The organism is Priestia sp. SIMBA_032 (assembly GCF_046535215.1).
GTDB classification, from domain to species: Bacteria; Bacillota; Bacilli; order Bacillales; family Bacillaceae_H; genus Priestia; species Priestia aryabhattai.
Genome location: NZ_JAWRXD010000005.1, coordinates 156,765 through 173,364, shown reverse-complemented (window position 1 = coordinate 173,364; position 16,600 = coordinate 156,765). Strand labels below are relative to the sequence as shown.

The 16,600-nt window shown below is 39.2% G+C and carries 15 protein-coding genes; 4 read left to right on the top strand and 11 right to left on the bottom strand.

Features of this window, described 5'->3' with window-relative positions; genetic code table 11:
• Window positions 1-13 precede the first annotated feature (13 nt).
• The 5 genes from SB717_RS17935 to SB717_RS17915 form a co-directional block, all read right to left on the bottom strand.
• On the bottom strand, window positions 14-1,237 hold the full coding sequence (locus tag SB717_RS17935) for a nucleotide sugar dehydrogenase (RefSeq protein ID WP_410904355.1): 1,224 nt from the start codon (window positions 1,235-1,237) through the stop codon (window positions 14-16).
• Window positions 1,230-2,756, bottom strand: coding sequence for a glycosyltransferase family 2 protein (locus SB717_RS17930; RefSeq protein ID WP_410904354.1), 1,527 nt, complete (start codon window positions 2,754-2,756; stop codon window positions 1,230-1,232). Before SB717_RS17930 ends, SB717_RS17935 begins: the two co-directional genes overlap by 8 nt.
• A 2-nt stretch (window positions 2,757-2,758) precedes the next feature.
• Window positions 2,759-2,959 carry a hypothetical protein gene (locus SB717_RS17925; protein ID WP_074676897.1) on the bottom strand — a complete coding sequence of 67 codons (201 nt, stop codon included), beginning with the start codon at window positions 2,957-2,959 and terminating at the stop codon, window positions 2,759-2,761.
• 18 nt (window positions 2,960-2,977) lie between these two features.
• The gene (locus SB717_RS17920; protein ID WP_074676899.1) at window positions 2,978-3,325 is read right to left on the bottom strand and encodes a DUF2642 domain-containing protein; all 348 of its coding nucleotides are present in this window, start codon (window positions 3,323-3,325) and stop codon (window positions 2,978-2,980) included.
• 255 nt (window positions 3,326-3,580) lie between these two features.
• On the bottom strand, window positions 3,581-4,255 hold the full coding sequence (locus tag SB717_RS17915; RefSeq protein WP_014458683.1) for a C40 family peptidase: 675 nt from the start codon (window positions 4,253-4,255) through the stop codon (window positions 3,581-3,583).
• 185 nt (window positions 4,256-4,440) lie between these two features.
• Here SB717_RS17915 and SB717_RS17910 point away from each other — a divergent pair, with 185 nt between their 5' ends.
• Entirely contained in the window at window positions 4,441-5,730 is a 1,290-nt protein-coding gene (locus tag SB717_RS17910; RefSeq protein WP_410904353.1) for a protoglobin domain-containing protein, read from the top strand.
• 40 nt (window positions 5,731-5,770) lie between these two features.
• On the opposite strand, the gene SB717_RS17905 is transcribed toward SB717_RS17910, so the two are convergent.
• The 3 genes from SB717_RS17905 to sigV form a co-directional block, all read right to left on the bottom strand.
• On the bottom strand, window positions 5,771-6,301 hold the full coding sequence (locus tag SB717_RS17905; protein ID WP_045294984.1) for an HTH-type transcriptional regulator Hpr: 531 nt from the start codon (window positions 6,299-6,301) through the stop codon (window positions 5,771-5,773).
• 195 nt (window positions 6,302-6,496) lie between these two features.
• Entirely contained in the window at window positions 6,497-7,360 is an 864-nt protein-coding gene (gene rsiV, locus SB717_RS17900; RefSeq protein ID WP_410904352.1) for an anti-sigma-V factor RsiV, read from the bottom strand.
• Entirely contained in the window at window positions 7,357-7,857 is a 501-nt protein-coding gene (sigV, locus tag SB717_RS17895) for an RNA polymerase sigma factor SigV (RefSeq protein ID WP_098621100.1), read from the bottom strand. Before sigV ends, rsiV begins: the two co-directional genes overlap by 4 nt.
• 159 nt (window positions 7,858-8,016) lie before the next feature.
• Here sigV and SB717_RS17890 point away from each other — a divergent pair, with 159 nt between their 5' ends.
• The 3 genes from SB717_RS17890 (at window position 8,017) to SB717_RS17880 (ending at window position 11,123) form a co-directional block, all read left to right on the top strand.
• Window positions 8,017-9,426 carry a polysaccharide deacetylase family protein gene (locus tag SB717_RS17890; protein ID WP_410904351.1) on the top strand — a complete coding sequence of 470 codons (1,410 nt, stop codon included), beginning with the start codon at window positions 8,017-8,019 and terminating at the stop codon, window positions 9,424-9,426.
• Window positions 9,427-9,562: 136 nt separating this feature from the next.
• Window positions 9,563-9,769, top strand: coding sequence for a YczF family membrane protein (locus tag SB717_RS17885; protein WP_410904350.1), 207 nt, complete (start codon window positions 9,563-9,565; stop codon window positions 9,767-9,769).
• A 190-nt stretch (window positions 9,770-9,959) separates the two neighbouring features.
• On the top strand, window positions 9,960-11,123 hold the full coding sequence (locus tag SB717_RS17880) for a hypothetical protein (RefSeq protein ID WP_410904349.1): 1,164 nt from the start codon (window positions 9,960-9,962) through the stop codon (window positions 11,121-11,123).
• 51 nt (window positions 11,124-11,174) lie between these two features.
• Here SB717_RS17880 and SB717_RS17875 read toward each other — a convergent pair whose 3' ends face one another.
• From SB717_RS17875 to ggt, 3 genes are all read right to left on the bottom strand, one after another.
• Window positions 11,175-12,608, bottom strand: coding sequence for an amino acid permease (locus SB717_RS17875; protein WP_043978423.1), 1,434 nt, complete (start codon window positions 12,606-12,608; stop codon window positions 11,175-11,177).
• A 230-nt stretch (window positions 12,609-12,838) separates the two neighbouring features.
• Entirely contained in the window at window positions 12,839-13,738 is a 900-nt protein-coding gene (gene rocF / locus SB717_RS17870; RefSeq protein WP_074676911.1) for an arginase, read from the bottom strand.
• A gap of 415 nt (window positions 13,739-14,153) precedes the next feature.
• Window positions 14,154-16,232: a gamma-glutamyltransferase gene (gene ggt / locus SB717_RS17865; protein ID WP_410904348.1), complete on the bottom strand. Its 2,079-nt coding sequence runs from the start codon at window positions 16,230-16,232 to the stop codon at window positions 14,154-14,156.
• Between the last annotated feature and the right edge of the window lie 368 nt (window positions 16,233-16,600).

Genomic DNA, 16,600 nt, shown 5'->3' with positions numbered 1-16,600 from the left:
CAATTCAGCGGCTTCATTCATTTAAAATACCTCTTGTATCCACAACTTTTTTTGCATATTTTACAATCGACCAATCGATTTGACTGTGATCGGTTAATACAAGTACAACATCGCTTTTTTCAACTTCTTCTTTTGTCAGCGGGACAGAGAAATACGTTTGCTTACTTAATATAGCGGAGTCAATGTAGGGGTCATGATACGTCAGCTCATATCCTTTTGCTAAAAGACCTTCACATACAGTCAGCGCCGGCGATTCACGCATATCATTTACGTCTTTTTTATACGCCATTCCTACAACAAACACGCGCTTTTCATTTGCGTCAAGCTGCTTTCCAACTCGCTTAATCACTTTATTTGGCATTTCTTCATTAATATGATGAGCCGCTTCAATAAGTTCGCTCGTTAATCCATTTTGCTTTAGTTTCCATAAAAAATAAAGCGGATCGACGGGTATGCAGTGTCCTCCAATTCCGGGACCTGGATAATACGGTGTGAACCCAAACGGCTTGGTAGATGCCGCCTGCAATACCTCATGAAAATCAATCCCCAATTCCTCGCACAGTTCATTTGTTTCATTCACCAACGAAATATTGACAAGACGCTGAATGTTTTCAAACAGCTTGCACATTTCCGCTACTTTTGGAGAAGAAACAGGTACGACCTGCTGAAAAACATTTTCATAAAACGTCTGCACGTGATGAAGGCAGTCTTTGCTGTAGCCGCTAATCACTTTTGGAATATATTCAATGTCGTACGACTTGTTTGCTGGATCGACTCGCTCTGGAGAGTAAGCTAAATAAAAATCAGCTCCTGCTTGCAAATCAGACTCCTTTAAAATAGGTAAAACGACTTCTTCAAGCGTGCCTGGATAGGTAGAGCTTTCATAAATAATGGTTTGTCCTTTTACCATATGTTCTTTCAAAAACGTAGAGGCGCTAATAACGGGTCCTAAGTCTGGATTATGTTTCTCTGTAATAGGAGTTGGCACAGTCACCACTACATAATCGCATGCTTGAAATGCAGAAATACCTTTTTTCAATTCATATGCTTGAAAGTTTTTCTGGCTTTGAATCGCATCATTACGTACATCTGGAATATAGCTTTTCCCTTGTGTTAGCGCTTCAATTTTCCGGACGTCAATATCAAGTCCAATCACGGTATAGTTTTTCTTAGCAAACAAAAGAGCAAGCGGCAGTCCCACATACCCTAGACCAATAACGGCAACTTTTTTATTCATTCTTCAACACCTCAAACAAAAGATCATGTCTTCGTATGTCCGGAAGAAATTCGCCTCTTTCGCTAGTTTGGCTAATATAGTACGCCATGGCCTCTACATAATCTCCTAGAATTCGCTGAGTTGATGCTGCTAGACCTTTGACTTTCATATGCTCTTTTCGGATCCGGTTCGTTCGTGCCACATCTACAAAATGAACAGGCTGGACATTAAAGCCGTACATGATACTTTTCAATTGAAATAAAGGGGGAATAATAAGAGAATCATAGCCCAATTTCTCCATTACATCCCGTTTAATTGCATGGGGAATAGCCGTCGTTGTATTAATCGTTAAATCAGGACGTTTGCAAACAAGATTAAGAAAATATTTCGCAGCACTTACTGAGTGAATAGGGTGCACTTCGTCAAGCAGACACTCTAAATTATTAAGCGCTACATCAATCCCTTGATCAGCAGCTTCTAAATACGGACGTAAATTCTCCGCAGAAATAACAATATCTCCATCTATGAACAAGCAAACTTCACCGCTGCTGTACATCGCACCAATTGCCCGAGGTACATTGTGTCCGAGCCGCTGCTTGTAATGAAGAACAGTAGCTCCGGCTTCAATTGCTCGCTTAACCGTTACTTCATCGGCTCCGTTGGCAACCACGATGATCTCTTCCACTCCGGCTTTTTTTACTTCTTTAATCACGCTTGAAATCGTTTCTTTTTCTTCCCCTACCGGGATAACAACGCTGTATTTAACGCCTGTTTTTCTCTTCACATTCGGTGTATAAGCAGAAACAATTTCCCGGTTTCGATCGCCGTCTGTTAGTCCGCCTCTTACTCCTTTTTCTTCAATAAGATGAGCTAATGCTTTAATGTGATCTCCAATGATATAGTTAGTGGAAATAGGAAAAGGGGAATTGGTAGGAATGGTTTTATGAGTGTTTCGAATCTTATTTGTATAAATAACGTCTGAAGAACACGGTGCAACAATTGACATTCCTTTTAAAAGAGCAATCGTATGAGCTAGGGGCGGATGAGCTAAGTTCTCGTACCCGATTTTAGCTGCTGATGTTTTTTTGATAGCATGAGGAATAGCTGTTAAAGCTTGAACGGATAAACCTTCGCGCTGTAAGCACAAGTTCAACATATATTTTGCAACAGAAACAGGATGAGGACGCACCTTTCGTTTCATAATCCACGTAAGGTCGTTTAATGCTATATCATGACCGGTTTCTATAGCTTGCGTATATTTTATCAGCTCTTGATGAGGAACCGCGATATCTCCATCCAAAAAAAGCAAAATATCTCCTTTTGCTTTTTTAGCCCCAATGGCTCTTCCGATATTAATGCCAAGAGCTTCCTCATAATAAACGACGCGACAGCCTGCATCCTCGGCTATTGCCTTCGTTGCATCACTAGATCCATTTACTACAACAATAATTTCAAACGGCTTTATTTTTCGAGCTTCGTTAAGCACAGGTAATAATAAATCTTCTTCGTTACAGACTGGAATAATCACTGATACTTTCAATATCACTCAACTCCGCTAAAAATTCGAACATACGTGATGGCTGCTAGTGGGATGGTTACGTCCGTGGGCTCACCATATGAGCTTGATGTACGCACAACAACCGCTGCGTCCGTAACAGCAAGCAGTGTTCCATTAATAACGTCGATAGCTGTGATGATTTGCACAAATGAGCCAACATTTTCTCGTAATGTATCTTGAAACATACTTTTCTCTCCTTTCGTTTAAGCGCTTTGAATAGTAACAATGCTTGTAAATGGAAGTAACACCGTTGATGTTGGAGACTCTACTAATTCTAAATAATCATCTCCTACAAATGTCACAACACCTTCTAGTGGACCAGCCGTTGTTTCAATCACAACTTCTTTCCCGATATACTGTTCGGCAATTTCTTTAAAAGGTGATTCTTGAGATTCTTTAATAATACTTATTACGTATTCTTTAAACGTGTCAGAATAAACGACTTCTTCTACTGCTTTTTTTGTGTTTTCCTGAATAAATTCGGCAAATCGATTTGAAAACAACAGGTGTTTTATCTTTTCTACATAGCGACGGTAACAACAAAAAAACATAAAGTTTGTTCCTCCTTTTTATACTGTTATCCCTTCAAATTACCTACAACAATTGGCGCAACCTAAGAGATTACTTTATCAATATATACAAGCTCTGACGTAAAGGTGACAGAACTTTTGTCGTATCTTCATACAAATACGCACATAACTAGCCCATTTTGCATAGGATTATTCTTTGTTACCTAGTCCTGCTGAAACGAAAACAAAAAAGACAAAGCCTTTAAGCTTTGCCTTTTTTATTTATTAAATTATGAATCAGTTGGCTGCAATACGCTTTGCTCCTATATAGCGTTCTTTCCAATAACTTGAATTTTTATCGCTAATCGTAACGCCTTTAGAAGACGATGCGTTAATAAACTTTCCGTCTCCAAGATAAATGCCTGCATGAGAAGGACCTTCTTTGTACGTTTCAAAGAAAACAAGATCTCCTACCTGCGGTTCACTTACATTTTCACCTGCTTTATAGATATCTTCAACCGTTCTTGGAATATCAACGCCTACGCTTTCTTTATATACATACTGAAGATATCCGCTGCAGTCAAATCCCGAAGGTGTGGTGCCGCCCCATTTGTACGGCGTGCCCATTAAGGATTTTGCTTTGCTGATTACTTTATCCGTATTCACTTCTGATTCGCCTTCTACAACGCCGCCTTTACCTAATGCATTGTATGTATTTTCTCCAACAATTCCATCTGCTTCTAGGTTATGTTTCTCTTGAAAAGCCATAACCGCTTTTTTTGTTTCATAATTAAAATAACGCGATACTTCACCTTTTAAAAATCCTTTATCTTTTAACACCGTTTTAACTTGTTCAACATCATCATTTGTCATCCCTTGTTTTAAAACCGTGTCGCCAAACGCAGCATGTCCCATTGCCGGACTTGCAAATAAAGCTCCTCCTACAAGAAGCGCCGATAGCATTTTTTTCATTTCGTTTCCTCCCCGAATCATGTTTTAAGCACCGTACAACCATACCATCTGCGGATAACAATTCAATTAATAGAAGATAACAATTTGATAACAATCTTCTTAAACAGCCTCAACTCTTGGATGTAAAACGCCGAAATATAAGAAGAAGAGAAAAACAACTATTCTAGCAAATAAGGGTGATAAACTTGAATTGGTTTAAACGAAACAACGTACACGCCGAAGCCGCCGCTGTCGAATCCATCACTGTAAAGCTTCATGTATCGGACCCGATGATAAAAAAGCAGATTAACATGATTTCCTTAACAGCAGAGGATCTCGAACGGATTGCCAGATTTCAAGTTCACGCGCTGAGCGCCATCGAAGAGATCGTGAATGATTTTTACAAAGCTATTGGCGAACAGGCTCATTTGGTTGCGATTATCGAAAAGCACAGCAGCGTTCATGCATTAAAACAAACGTTAAAACAGCACATCTTAGAAATGTTTGATGGTCAAATAGACGACGCTTTTGTGGTAAAACGTCAAAAAATTTCCAAGATGCACGTTAAAATTGGACTTGAGCCAAACTGGTATTTGTGCGCATTTCAAAATTTATTTACGTCGCTTCTTTCAGTATGTGAACGTACGATGGAATCAAAAGAAGAATGTCTTACTTTTATTGCAAGTATGACAAAGCTTATTAGTCTAGAACAGCAAATTGTGTTAAAAGCCTATGAGCTTGAATATGACGAGCAGCGCGCCGGACTTCAGACTCAAAAAGAGAAAATTCAGCTAGAAATCTCTCGTACATCATCTATCCTTTCTTCGTTATCTGAAGAAACGAAAAGATTTATGAATCAAATGCACAATCAGTCTTCTGACGTCGTTTCTTATGCAAACAAAAGCTCCCAATTGGCAGAAGTCATTGAGAAAGAATCCGTTACGAGTCAAGCAAAATTAAAAGAAGAACAAAACATGCTTGGAAGCATACAAAAAAATACGTCGCTCATTCAAAACAAAATGAAAACGCTCGAACATACATCACAGCAAATTCATCAAATCGTTTCGATTGTTACTTCTATTGCTGAGCAAACGAATTTATTAGCATTAAACGCTTCAATTGAGTCTGCTCGAGCAGGCGAGCATGGAAAAGGATTTGCAGTGGTGGCACAGGAAGTACGGAAGCTTGCAGAAGAAACGAAGAAATCTATTTCTAATATTTCTACTTTTATCGGAGACATTCAAAAACAAATCGAAAGCGTCTCGGCGTTAGGTGGAGAAGTCGCCACATTAACAAAAGATACGGCTGACAATATGAACAACATTACTTCTTTTTTCACGAACGTCCTTAGCATAACAACCAAGAACAAACAGCAAACCGTTTTAACAAAAAAAGAGCTTGATAAAATTGCTGACGTAATGAAGCAGCTATCTCTGCGGATTGAAAAGATGGCCCATTCCTCAGAAGAACTTGAACGGTTAACTGAAAAAAGTTGATATGCAAAAAAGCCTTCTCAGCTTGCACAAGAAGGCTTTTTTATTTTTTCAAGCTAGCGGGCTCTTGAGAAGAACGTTCGATAAATTGGACAAAATCCTCTCCGTATATGCTTCGAATCAGAGCCGTCAGCTCAACAAAGTCAGGCAGCTCTCCGTAAACATCTCGCAGCGGCATCGCTCCTTGAAACAAAGGATTTTCAAGAGGGTTATAATCCTCAATCGTTTTTAAAAACATCTTTTTTCCTTCTTCTGTGAGCTGTACGTATGTATTCCGCTTATCTTTCTCATTTTTAGAAAGGGTAAGATAGCCTCGCAAGTGCAATTTTTTTGCAAAGTTAAAAGCTGTGGATAAATGCATGACGCCTAGCTTTGAAATGTCGGTCATCGACGCAATTTCCAGCTGATAAGCAATCCCCAAAATGTGATGCTCATTAATGCTCAGATCGTACGGCTTAACCCACTGTTCCCAATCCTTTTCAGTAGACTTCCAAAGAGCTTTGCTTACTTGCATCACAAGCTGATTAAACAGCATGGCATCTTTAATCGTATCTTGATTTAACGTGCGTTTCACCTCTTCACTTCCTCTCTAGAAATGCAACCGTTCACATCATTTTCCCCTAAGACTTTATAAATAAAAAGAATGAAAATATATACAGAATATTATACATGATTGCTTATATATTTCAACTTTTTTGCATAAAAATAAATTAAATCGTTTCTTTATGTAAAAAAACAGGCATGAACGTTCAGCGTTCACGCCTGTTTTTTAATGAATATACCGTTTACCGACTAGAAGGTTTGAAATAACGCCCGTTGGAATTTCAAACTCAATGTTTCCCATATATCCTGGAGCGACTTTGTATTTATCAAATACAATTCTAAGCTTGTGATCTTTTGTAATGTAGAAGCTTTGATTTTCAGCAATCTCTTTAAAAGAATCCATATCTTCTTCAGTCAGCCAGTAGATTTTGCCTTCTTCATGCTTCATTTGATCTTTCATTTGCTGTTTAATATTTTCACTAATGACCTTTATATAGCTTTTATCTTTGAACAAACTTGGAAGCGTAACGAGCACTTCGTGTTTTTTATCAATCGTGTCGTACTGATTGACGCTCGACGTTGAAGCTCTCGATTCTTCCACATATCGATGAACCACAAGCAAATCATCGGTATCCGTTATAATATCATAGCCGCTGCTGACAGCCACGTTTCCTTTCTCTCCTTTTTGTAATGTTTTCATTTCTTTTTTAAACTGTTCATACAGCCTCTCATTTTCTTTTATATACTTTTCATTTAAGCTTGTTTGAAGACCTTTGTTTTCCAATCCTGAAATCGATGGTGTTTTCACGTCAATACGAGAATGATTTTCTTCTTGCTTTAGTTCATCAAATGTGATCACTTCTACTACTTTTCCAAGTACAGGAATTTTCGACATTGCATTTGCCGCATCTGGACTTACATTCACCGTTGTGATAAAAATCATCGCTGCTGCCGCAATCGCGCTCGGCCAAATGTAGGATTTCTTTTTACGAGGGTGTGAAGAAAGTGCCTGTGCAATAATATCATCTAATTCGTCTGGAATAGGAATGTCATAATACTGCTTCTTTAACTTTTCTATTTTTTCATTCATTGTTCTAAGTCCTCCTCCGTCATCGTAATCCGCAACAGGTTCAACGCTCTGTAGAGTCTTGTCTTTACCGTATTTACATTTTCCTCAATGATTTCCGCAATTTCATCCATTTTTAAATCTTCGAAAAACCGCAGAATAATAATGGTCTTATATTTAACCGGCAGCTGATCCATTGCTTGTTTTAAATCGATATCTTCATACTGATCTTCACGTCCGCTGCCCAGATACTCAAGCTCGTCATCGTTCACAAGCGTTAAACGTTTATGCTTACGCAGGAAATCGATTGCTGTTCGTACAACAATTTTATAAAGCCAGCTTTTAATCGATTGAATATCCTTGATACTGTCCATTGAAATGAGTGCTTTTTTAATCGATTCTTGCACAATATCAAGCGCATCTTCTTGATTTTTTACATAGCTAAAAGCAAGCCGGTAAAAATCTGCTTTATGCTCGGTTATGCACGCTACAAGCATCTGATGTGCATCATGTTTTTTCATTGTCTTTCATACCCCTTCTATTTTCTCTTGCTGAAGTACATCTATAAGGTAGACGGAATGAGTAGAAAAATAGTTTGGTTTTTTTCAAAAAAAGTAAAACTAAATGATGGTCTCATGCGTCTATTAGGTAGATATATACAAAAAGGGGAATATTACTACATGAAAACCATGGGCTACAAACGTATTTTGACACTGCTTGGATGCTGTATTTTGTTTCTTGGTACAGCAGGGTATATTGTCAAAGCAAACAGTACAGAGAAAAAAACGGCAAGTATTCAAACAGATCAAACCTATCCAAACGTTGAAATTCAAACGCTAGTTAAGGACCTTAGCGACGGAGGCTATGCCATTAGTTACCCTTCCTTTGGTAAAAAAGAAATCGATCAATCCATTCAAGCTTACGTAACAGATCAAGTGGCACACTATGAAAAAAAGCTGAAGAAGCAGTCAAAAAAGAAAAAATCTGAATTAACAATTACATATAAAATCGTCCATTACAGCAAGCAAACGCTAAGCGTTGTCTTTGATGAATATGAATCTGTAAATGGAGAGAAAGGAACGTCTTCTCTCAAAACCTTTACATTTGACCTACCTGCTCAAAAACAAATGACGTTAAAAGATTTATTTAATGAGGATGCAAACTATTTAGATCGCCTTTCGGCTATTTCATATGCTGAATTAAAAAAACAAATGAAAAAAGCTGATTTTGACCCGGACCTTCAAAAAGGAACTCAGGCAGCTGATCAAAATTTCAGTCAGTTTGCGCTGCTTGAAAACAGTATTGTGATCTACTTTAAGCCTTATCAGCTAGGTGCTGAACAAACGAAAACCAAAACAATCGCGATCCAAAAAGATTTATTTAAAGACATGCTGAGCGATGCCTACAAAGACGAAGCAGCAAATAAAAATAAAGTCAAAGAAACGCCTCCAAAACATATCGTTAACGAAATGCCGAAGCAAGGAGCGCCTATTGATCCAACTAAAAAAGTGGTTGCGATGACCTTTGATGATGGACCTAGCCCTTCATCTACCAATGTGATTCTAGATGGATTAAAAGAAGTGAACGGGCACGCTACCTTTTTTGTGTTAGGAAGCCGCGTTCAATATTACCCTGAAACAATCGAACGTATGGTCAAGGAAGGCAACGAAGTCGGAAATCACTCTTGGGATCACCCTCAGCTCACTCGTTTAAACGAAGCGCAGGTTAAACACCAAATAGGCGATACCCAAGCGCTCATTAAACAAGTCAGCGGATATGAACCACTGCATGTACGCCCTCCTTATGGAGCTGTGAACGCAAATGTAAGACGTTATATCGGAAATGTTGGCGTGACTCTATGGGATATCGATCCTGAAGATTGGAAATATAGAAACGTTCCTCACTCCGTTCAAGCGGTCATGAGTCAAGCCGGAGACGGGAAAGTTATTTTAATGCATGATATTTATCAAACAAGTGCCGAAGCAGCCGTTGAAATTATGAAGAAGCTTCATGCACAAGGATATCAGCTTGTTACGATTTCACAGCTAGAACAAGTAAAAAAAGAGCGGGAGCAGCTGCGTGCGCAGTAGCAGAAGAATGCGGTGCAATCATCATGATGGTTGCACCGCATTTGTTTTTTAGCTTTTTCCAAATAAATGCTTTGTATGCAATTTTTAATAGAGCAATCAAAGCGTAAGAAAAAAACAAAACCGGAGGGTGAGACATATGAAAATCGTTTGCATATCAGCTTTGCTGTTAGGATGCTTAATGGGATTTTCTATCAGTGTGGATATGATGCAAGGATTTAGTTTTTCCATGGCCTTGCAAAATGCCTACAGTCCGTTTCGTGTTATGGAGTTTGCTGAACTATTTGTCTTTTTTTCCTTTTGTTCTGTTTTGCAGTTGAAGTATTTTACCGCTCATTTAAAGTAAAAAAAGCAAAACAGCAACAAAAATAAAACTCCGTAAAAAACACATATTTCTCCTTTTTACCACCTATTCTCCTTTCCATTTAAATGTTATAATTTTCATAATCGGAGAAACTTTTACACGCCTTTCTCCATGGAAAGCTGTACGCTTAAACTACAAAATAAATATTAACTTTGAACTAAAAGGTGAAGAAATGATGAAAAAAAAATTAGCCGTTATTAGTACAGCTTGCTTACTTATTCTTGCAAGTGACCCCGTCTCTTCTTATGCTACTCCTGATTCCTCTTCGGACGTTTTGGATCAGCCAACAAGCGTTACAAATGAAGATGTAAAAGCTATTTTTGACTCTCTCTATCAAGAAGGCTATTCGCTCGGAGAAGAAGATGGATACGCAGAGAAAAAATTCGAGCAGTTTGATCAAACAACAGGACTGGACAAATCTTCTGAAGAATTCACGTGGTTTATGATGGGGTATACGGTAGGATATAAAAAAGGACAGCAGCAAAAAGAGGAAGAACTCAAGACTGAACAAGAAAATGAAATGGCTGCCGGCGAAGAGGAAGGCTATCAGCAAGGCATCCTTGATTACAAACATGCTACGATTCAATCAGAAATCGACCCTTTCCCTTCTAAGTCATCCGACTGGAATAAAGGGTATGTTCAAGGCTACAAAAAAGCTATTTCTTTAATGGATCTATCTGTTAAAGCAAAAAAAGAGGGCTATGACCAAGGTCTTGAAAATGACTCAATGAGCGTTCCGAGCATGTATGATGATGAGGATGTCACACGTCAGGCTTTTACAGAAGGCTTTGAAACCGCTCAAGCCGAAGTACTGAATCAGCAAAAAAAGCAGTTTGAAAAGCAGGGCTACGTACAAGGCTATCACGACCTTTCATTAGAAGTACCTGCAGAAGCAGAGGGCGAATTGCAAACAGCCTTTGAACAAGGATATGAAAAAGGACAGAAACAAAAACAAAAAGACGTAAAAACAGACGGATACGACTCAGCTTTCACTTATCAGACCTATAGAGCGCCTAAAAGTCTTCAAGACAAGCCTGAACTAGTAAAATGGTACAAAGCAGGTTTTTATTCGAATAAAGATGTGAAATCTTTACAGCAAAAAGCTTATAAAGACGGCTGGAAACTAGGAAAAGAAATGAGCGTTCCAAAAAAATACAAGCAAAATAAAGCTGCGGTGGCGATGTACAAGAAATATTTTGAACAAGGCCAAAAAAAGCAGGATAAAACAGTGAGTCATATCCTGCTCGGCAGCGGTATTGTTCTTACACTGGTTGCCCTTATCACGCTATGGAGACTTCGCCGCCGTAAAAATGAAGAGACAACACTAGATAGCTAAAGACGAGTACATAAAAAAACCCGGAAAATTACGATTTTCCGGGTTTTTTTGTTAAATAATCATTCGTTTATTTTCCGCAAGCTGAACTTCTTGCTCCTGTTTTGACTGATTTTGTTTTCGAATTTTCAAATAATAATAAACATAGCAGCCTATAAAGAAAATACCTCCGCAGTATAACGCCATTCGCTGCTCGGGATCAAACGCAAGACTGATCATAACGATACAGTTCGTAATAAGGGCTACAATAGGAAGAACCGGATAAAGAGGTGTTCTAAATTTTAGATCTTCTACTTTTCCACCTTTAGCCACGTAAGCACGACGGAACGCAAGCAGTGAAGCTGTAATCGCAATCCAGCCAATTTGAGCGCCAAGTCCAGCGAGTGAAATCAGCCATACGAACACGGTTTTAGCTGCCACTACGCTTGAAAGCAGCGAAAAACATGAAATCACAAGCGTAATTAATAATGCATTAAACGGAACCCCTCTTTTGTTGACTTTTCCAAGCGCAGGACTTGCCATTCCTTCTCTTGAAAGAGAATAAAGCATACGTGTAGCCGCGTAAAATCCAGAGTTTGCGACTGAAAGAAGAGCTGTTAAAATGATAAAGTTCATAATATCCGCCGCATAAGGTACACCTACACTGTCTAACACAACAACAAACGGGCTTTCTACGACGCCTGCTTTTTCACGAGGAATCATGCTTGCTAAGACAAACACGGATAAGACGAAAAAGAAAAGCGTACGCCAAACCGTTTGCTTGATCGCTTTTGGAATTGTTTTTTCCGGATTTTCACTTTCTCCTGCCGCAATTCCAATCAATTCTGTTCCTTGAAACGAAAAGTTCACCGTAATCATTGTAATCAGCAAAGCCGTTACGCCATTTGGAAACAGCCCTTCGGCAAAGAAGTTTGATAAAAGTGGTGCTTCCTGTCCGCTTTTCATATCAATGAGTCCAAACATTGCCGCTCCGCCTACAACAATAAACATAATGATGGCGAAAATTTTAACGCTTGAAAACCAAAATTCTGTTTCACCAAATGCTTTGGCTGAAAGTGCATTTAATGAAAAAATTAACGCTCCAAAAATGGCGCACCATAACCAAACGGGCGAGTCTGGGAACCACCTTTGCATTAATTGTCCGGCAGCTAAAAACTCAAGTGCAACCGTTACTGCCCATCCTAGCCAGTACAGCCATCCAATCGCAAAACCAGTTGCAGGGCCTATAAATTTCGTGGAGTACGTTTGAAACGATCCTGCAACTGGCATAGCAACGGATAATTCTCCAAGACACAGCATCGTTAGATACATAATGATCCCTCCTACTAAGTAGGAAATCATTGCTCCCATCGGACCTGCTTCATTGATGGTATAACCTGATCCAAGGAAAAAACCGGTACCAATACATCCCCCTAGTGATATCATAAAAAGATGCCTTGTTTTCATCGTTCTTTTTAATTCTCCTGGCTGTCCCTGTGGAATATTCATCCCATTTCCTCCCTTTGCTGCATAAAAATGAAATCGCTTTCATTTTTTTAGGTTTATTTTGTTTTTATATCCGCTTATTAGGTAGCTCTTCATGACTGAAGTCAATTGATGCCGGATGATTTTCAAATGGCGCCATCCCCGTAACGGGGATGGCAGCCGCTTAGTCCTGCATGACCGTTTCTTGGATCATCACAGATTTTCTCCACACGATACCTATAAGTAGCTTTTTCTTATAGAAGCTTATCGCCAAACAATGAACTCATTAACGCAACCGCTACTTCTGCAGTTTTGTTATGCTGATCTAAAATGGGGTTCACTTCTACAAATTCAGCGGATGTGACCATGTCTGCTTCCGCTAGCATTTCCATTGCTAAATGACTTTCTCGGTAGCTGATGCCGCCTTTTACAGGTGTACCTACGCCTGGTGCATCATCTGGATCTAAGCCGTCTAAGTCTAGCGACAGGTGCACGCCGTCTGTACCGCTTAAATAATCAATCGTTTCTTTCATCACTTGCGTCATACCTAAACGATCAATTTCATGCATGGTATACACTTTAATTCCTTTTTCTTTAATTAACTCTTTTTCACCATCATCCAATGAGCGCGCCCCGATAATAACTAGATTTTCAGGTTTAATTTTTGGCGTATACCCTCCAATATTTAAAAGCACAGGATGTCCAATACCCAGGCTCACCGCTAACGGCATGCCGTGAATGTTGCCTGATGGAGAGGTTTCAGCGGTGTTTAAATCGCCATGAGCATCATACCAAATAACGCCTAAATTTTCTGAACCTTTTGCGACTCCTGCAAGCGTTCCAATCGCAATGCTGTGGTCTCCGCCTAATATTAATGGAAAGCGGTCTTGCTTCTTCACTTCTTCAACTTTTGCAGCAAGCTGCTCATTGCCACTCGCTACGGCCGCTAAGTTTTTTAGATTCGTATTTTTATCCACGTCTGCCCGCTCTTTAATCTCTACTTTAATATCGCCTTCATCGTGTACGGTATAGCCAAGAGCTTCTAAGCGTGTATTCATGCCCGCATAGCGGATTGCGCTCGGCCCCATGTCTACACCCCTTCTTGTTTGCCCGTAATCCATTGGTACACCGATAATTGAAATTTCTTTTTTCATTTTCTATACCTCCGTTGCATTTTATTCTGTGTGAAGTAAACATAGGCGTTTATTTAACTATGTATTTTTTCATTGATACAGCCCCTCATCTATTTCTTATGCAAAAATGATGCCAACTTTGTTTGTAGCATTCTATCAGTCTTTTTATCACGATTTTTCTTACATACGCCAAAAAAACTGTCGATTTCTACAACTTTTTGGCAAATCATGCAAACTTTTTTGTCATTCGGCTTAAAATCGCCAACTTTATTTGCTTTCATAAAAAAAGATTGAGACATAACAAAATCCATTCAACAGCTAGAAGCCACTGCATCGACGAAAACTATGGTCACCATAGCAATAAAAAAATCCGAACGAGTAGGATTCCTCGTTCGGATTTTCATTCAACTAAACTACTTTTATCCCAGCAACTTTTTTAATTTGTAATAACGTCTCCGTCTTCATCATCGCCGGTATCGTTTTCACCAGGATCTTTTTCTAATGAGACTATTTTCTTTTCCTCATCCCATTTCACTTTGTAGCCAAGTGATTTGGCTACTTTGATAACTGATAAATAGGAGTGGTGATTTGGCTTATAAAGCTTTAAATCACTCGAATCAATGACGCCTAAGCCTAGCAGCAGGCGATCCGACTGAACGTAAGGCTTTCCATCAATCAGCTTCACTTGCTTATCAGTAAATGGATACACGGCACGGTTGACTTCAACCGTAAACTCTCCTTTTTTCTCTTCTTTAATTGGTTTTGGCTGTTTGGATACATATTTAATTGCGTCTACTCCTAATACCGTGCCTTGGCGCGTATTATCAGCACCTCCATACATTTTCCCCGTTTCATAGTCATAGATAACCGCTTGAACGTTTCCAATTTGCTCCGGCTTTTCTTCAAACGCATGTCCTTTAGCCATCATTTCAAGGAGTGTATCTTGGCTAAAGCCAGGTTCCCATCTTACGGTTGGATAGCCGCCTGAATAAATACGAGGCGTTAAAATCGCTTTTTGAATCGGCATCTTATGGTCAATAACATTCATAATCGTTTCTGCTACAGACGCAATAATGGTTGGGCCTCCCGGTGAACCAATTGCCATGAACGGCTTTCCGTCTTTTAACAACATCGTTGGAGACATGCTGCTTCGAGGACGTTTTTTAGGCTCAACCTGGTTCACGCCTCCCGGAGTGGCATCAAAATCCGTCATTTCATTGTTGAGCATAAATCCGTAGTCAGGAACCATAATTCCTGAACCAAAAACTTGTTCAATGGTAGTCGTGTAAGAAACCATGTTTCCCCACTTGTCTACAACAGAGAAATGAGTCGTTTGGCCGATTGGATTTTCTTCCTTTACCGTTGCTTTATTTGGATTTTCTTTTCCTTCATATTTCCAAGGGTCTCCTTCTTTAACATTAGGCGTTGCTTTGTTTGGATTAATTAATTTACGGCGTTCTTTAATATAATCTTCATCTAACAGTCCTTTTTTCGGCACTTCGTAAAAGTCTTCATCTGCCATATACGCCGCGCGGTCCGCGAAAGCTAAGTGCATCGCTTCCGTTAAATGCTGCAAATACTGAGGCGTATTGGAACCCATTTTTTCTACATCATAACCTTCCATTAGCTTTAAAATCTGTTGCACGGTTAATCCGCCGGAGCTAGGAGGAGCCGCACTAACTACATCGTAGCCTCGGTAAGTTGTTTTGACCGGCTCACGTTCTTTTACAACGTAATTTTTTAAATCATCCATGGTCATGCTTCCATCGCGTTTTTGAACTTCTTTAACAAGCGCTTTTCCAATTTCTCCTTTATAAAGAGCGTCTGACCCTTCTTTTTGAATAAGCTTTAATGTTTTAGCAAGATCCGGCTGAACAAGCTTATCTCCTTCTTTTAACGGCTTGCCATTCGGCACAAATACATTACCGGCCGTTTGGTATCTTTCAAGCTTGTCCACATTTTCATCGATATACTGAGCCATCGACCAATTTACTTTGATTCCTTGTTCCGCTTGAGTAATAGCAGGTTTAATAACATCTGATAAGTCCATTGTTCCATAATCTTTAAGGGCTGTTTCTACTCCTTTTAACGTGCCGGGAACTCCCACTGCTTTTCCTGTTATGTGACGCTTACTGAAAGGAATGACTTTTCCTCTTGAATCTAAAAACAGCTTAGGCGTGACATCAGCCGGTGCCATTTCACGGCTGTCTAGCATCGTAATTTTATCTTTCTTTTTTTCATAAATCATCATAAAACCGCCGCCGCCGATACCAGACATCATCGGTTCCACAACGTTTAGAGATAGCTGAATGGCCGCTGCCGCATCTACAGCGTTTCCGCCTTCAGCTAAGACTTTCCTCCCCGCTTCTGCAGCCAGAGGGTGAGATGCCGCTACAATTCCTTGTGTAGCACCCCGTTTCATTGAATGGTCGACACCCGGAACTTCAGCAGCAGCTGGTGTGACAATTAAACATAAACTAAATAACGCAATAGCCAACATCTTCATAACCTTCATCTGGGTCTCCTCCTTCAAATACATTATTTCACATCGTCTGAGACGATGGATTCCCCTAAGAATAAATTGGTTTATTATGATATTTTTTACATATGCGTATAAATAAAAAGCAAAGTAAATCATACCTTTGCTTTTTTAGTTAATCGCATGTTTAACTTTTCTCTCTATTCATTTATAATTATCTATATTTTCTAATAATTTATCCATAGGCTGATAGTTTCTTACTATTTTTGGAACTATGTAGACTGAACGCTCTAATAATGTAGAAAATCTAGCAGTTAAGAAGTCGTTCGACTTACATGCACTTCTTAAATTTTTTATAAATATTCTTATTGTTATATAAAAAGCAATCCTTTATGAAAATCAGC

Excerpts from the sequence above, each read along its gene's own strand:
- SB717_RS17925 (WP_074676897.1), bottom strand. The coding sequence starts at position 2,959 with ATGTTTCAAGATACATTACGAGAAAATGTTGGCTCATTTGTGCAAATC.
- ggt (WP_410904348.1), bottom strand. The coding sequence starts at position 16,232 with ATGAAGGTTATGAAGATGTTGGCTATTGCGTTATTTAGTTTATGTTTA.
- SB717_RS17915 (WP_014458683.1), bottom strand. The coding sequence starts at position 4,255 with ATGAAAAAAATGCTATCGGCGCTTCTTGTAGGAGGAGCTTTATTTGCA.
- SB717_RS17935 (WP_410904355.1), bottom strand. The coding sequence starts at position 1,237 with ATGAATAAAAAAGTTGCCGTTATTGGTCTAGGGTATGTGGGACTGCCG.
- SB717_RS17890 (WP_410904351.1), top strand. The coding sequence starts at position 8,017 with ATGAAAACCATGGGCTACAAACGTATTTTGACACTGCTTGGATGCTGT.
- sigV (WP_098621100.1), bottom strand. The coding sequence starts at position 7,857 with ATGAAAAAACATGATGCACATCAGATGCTTGTAGCGTGCATAACCGAG.
- SB717_RS17875 (WP_043978423.1), bottom strand. The coding sequence starts at position 12,608 with ATGAATATTCCACAGGGACAGCCAGGAGAATTAAAAAGAACGATGAAA.
- SB717_RS17885 (WP_410904350.1), top strand. The coding sequence starts at position 9,563 with ATGAAAATCGTTTGCATATCAGCTTTGCTGTTAGGATGCTTAATGGGA.
- rocF (WP_074676911.1), bottom strand. The coding sequence starts at position 13,738 with ATGAAAAAAGAAATTTCAATTATCGGTGTACCAATGGATTACGGGCAA.
- SB717_RS17920 (WP_074676899.1), bottom strand. The coding sequence starts at position 3,325 with ATGTTTTTTTGTTGTTACCGTCGCTATGTAGAAAAGATAAAACACCTG.
- SB717_RS17880 (WP_410904349.1), top strand. The coding sequence starts at position 9,960 with ATGATGAAAAAAAAATTAGCCGTTATTAGTACAGCTTGCTTACTTATT.
- rsiV (WP_410904352.1), bottom strand. The coding sequence starts at position 7,360 with ATGAATGAAAAAATAGAAAAGTTAAAGAAGCAGTATTATGACATTCCT.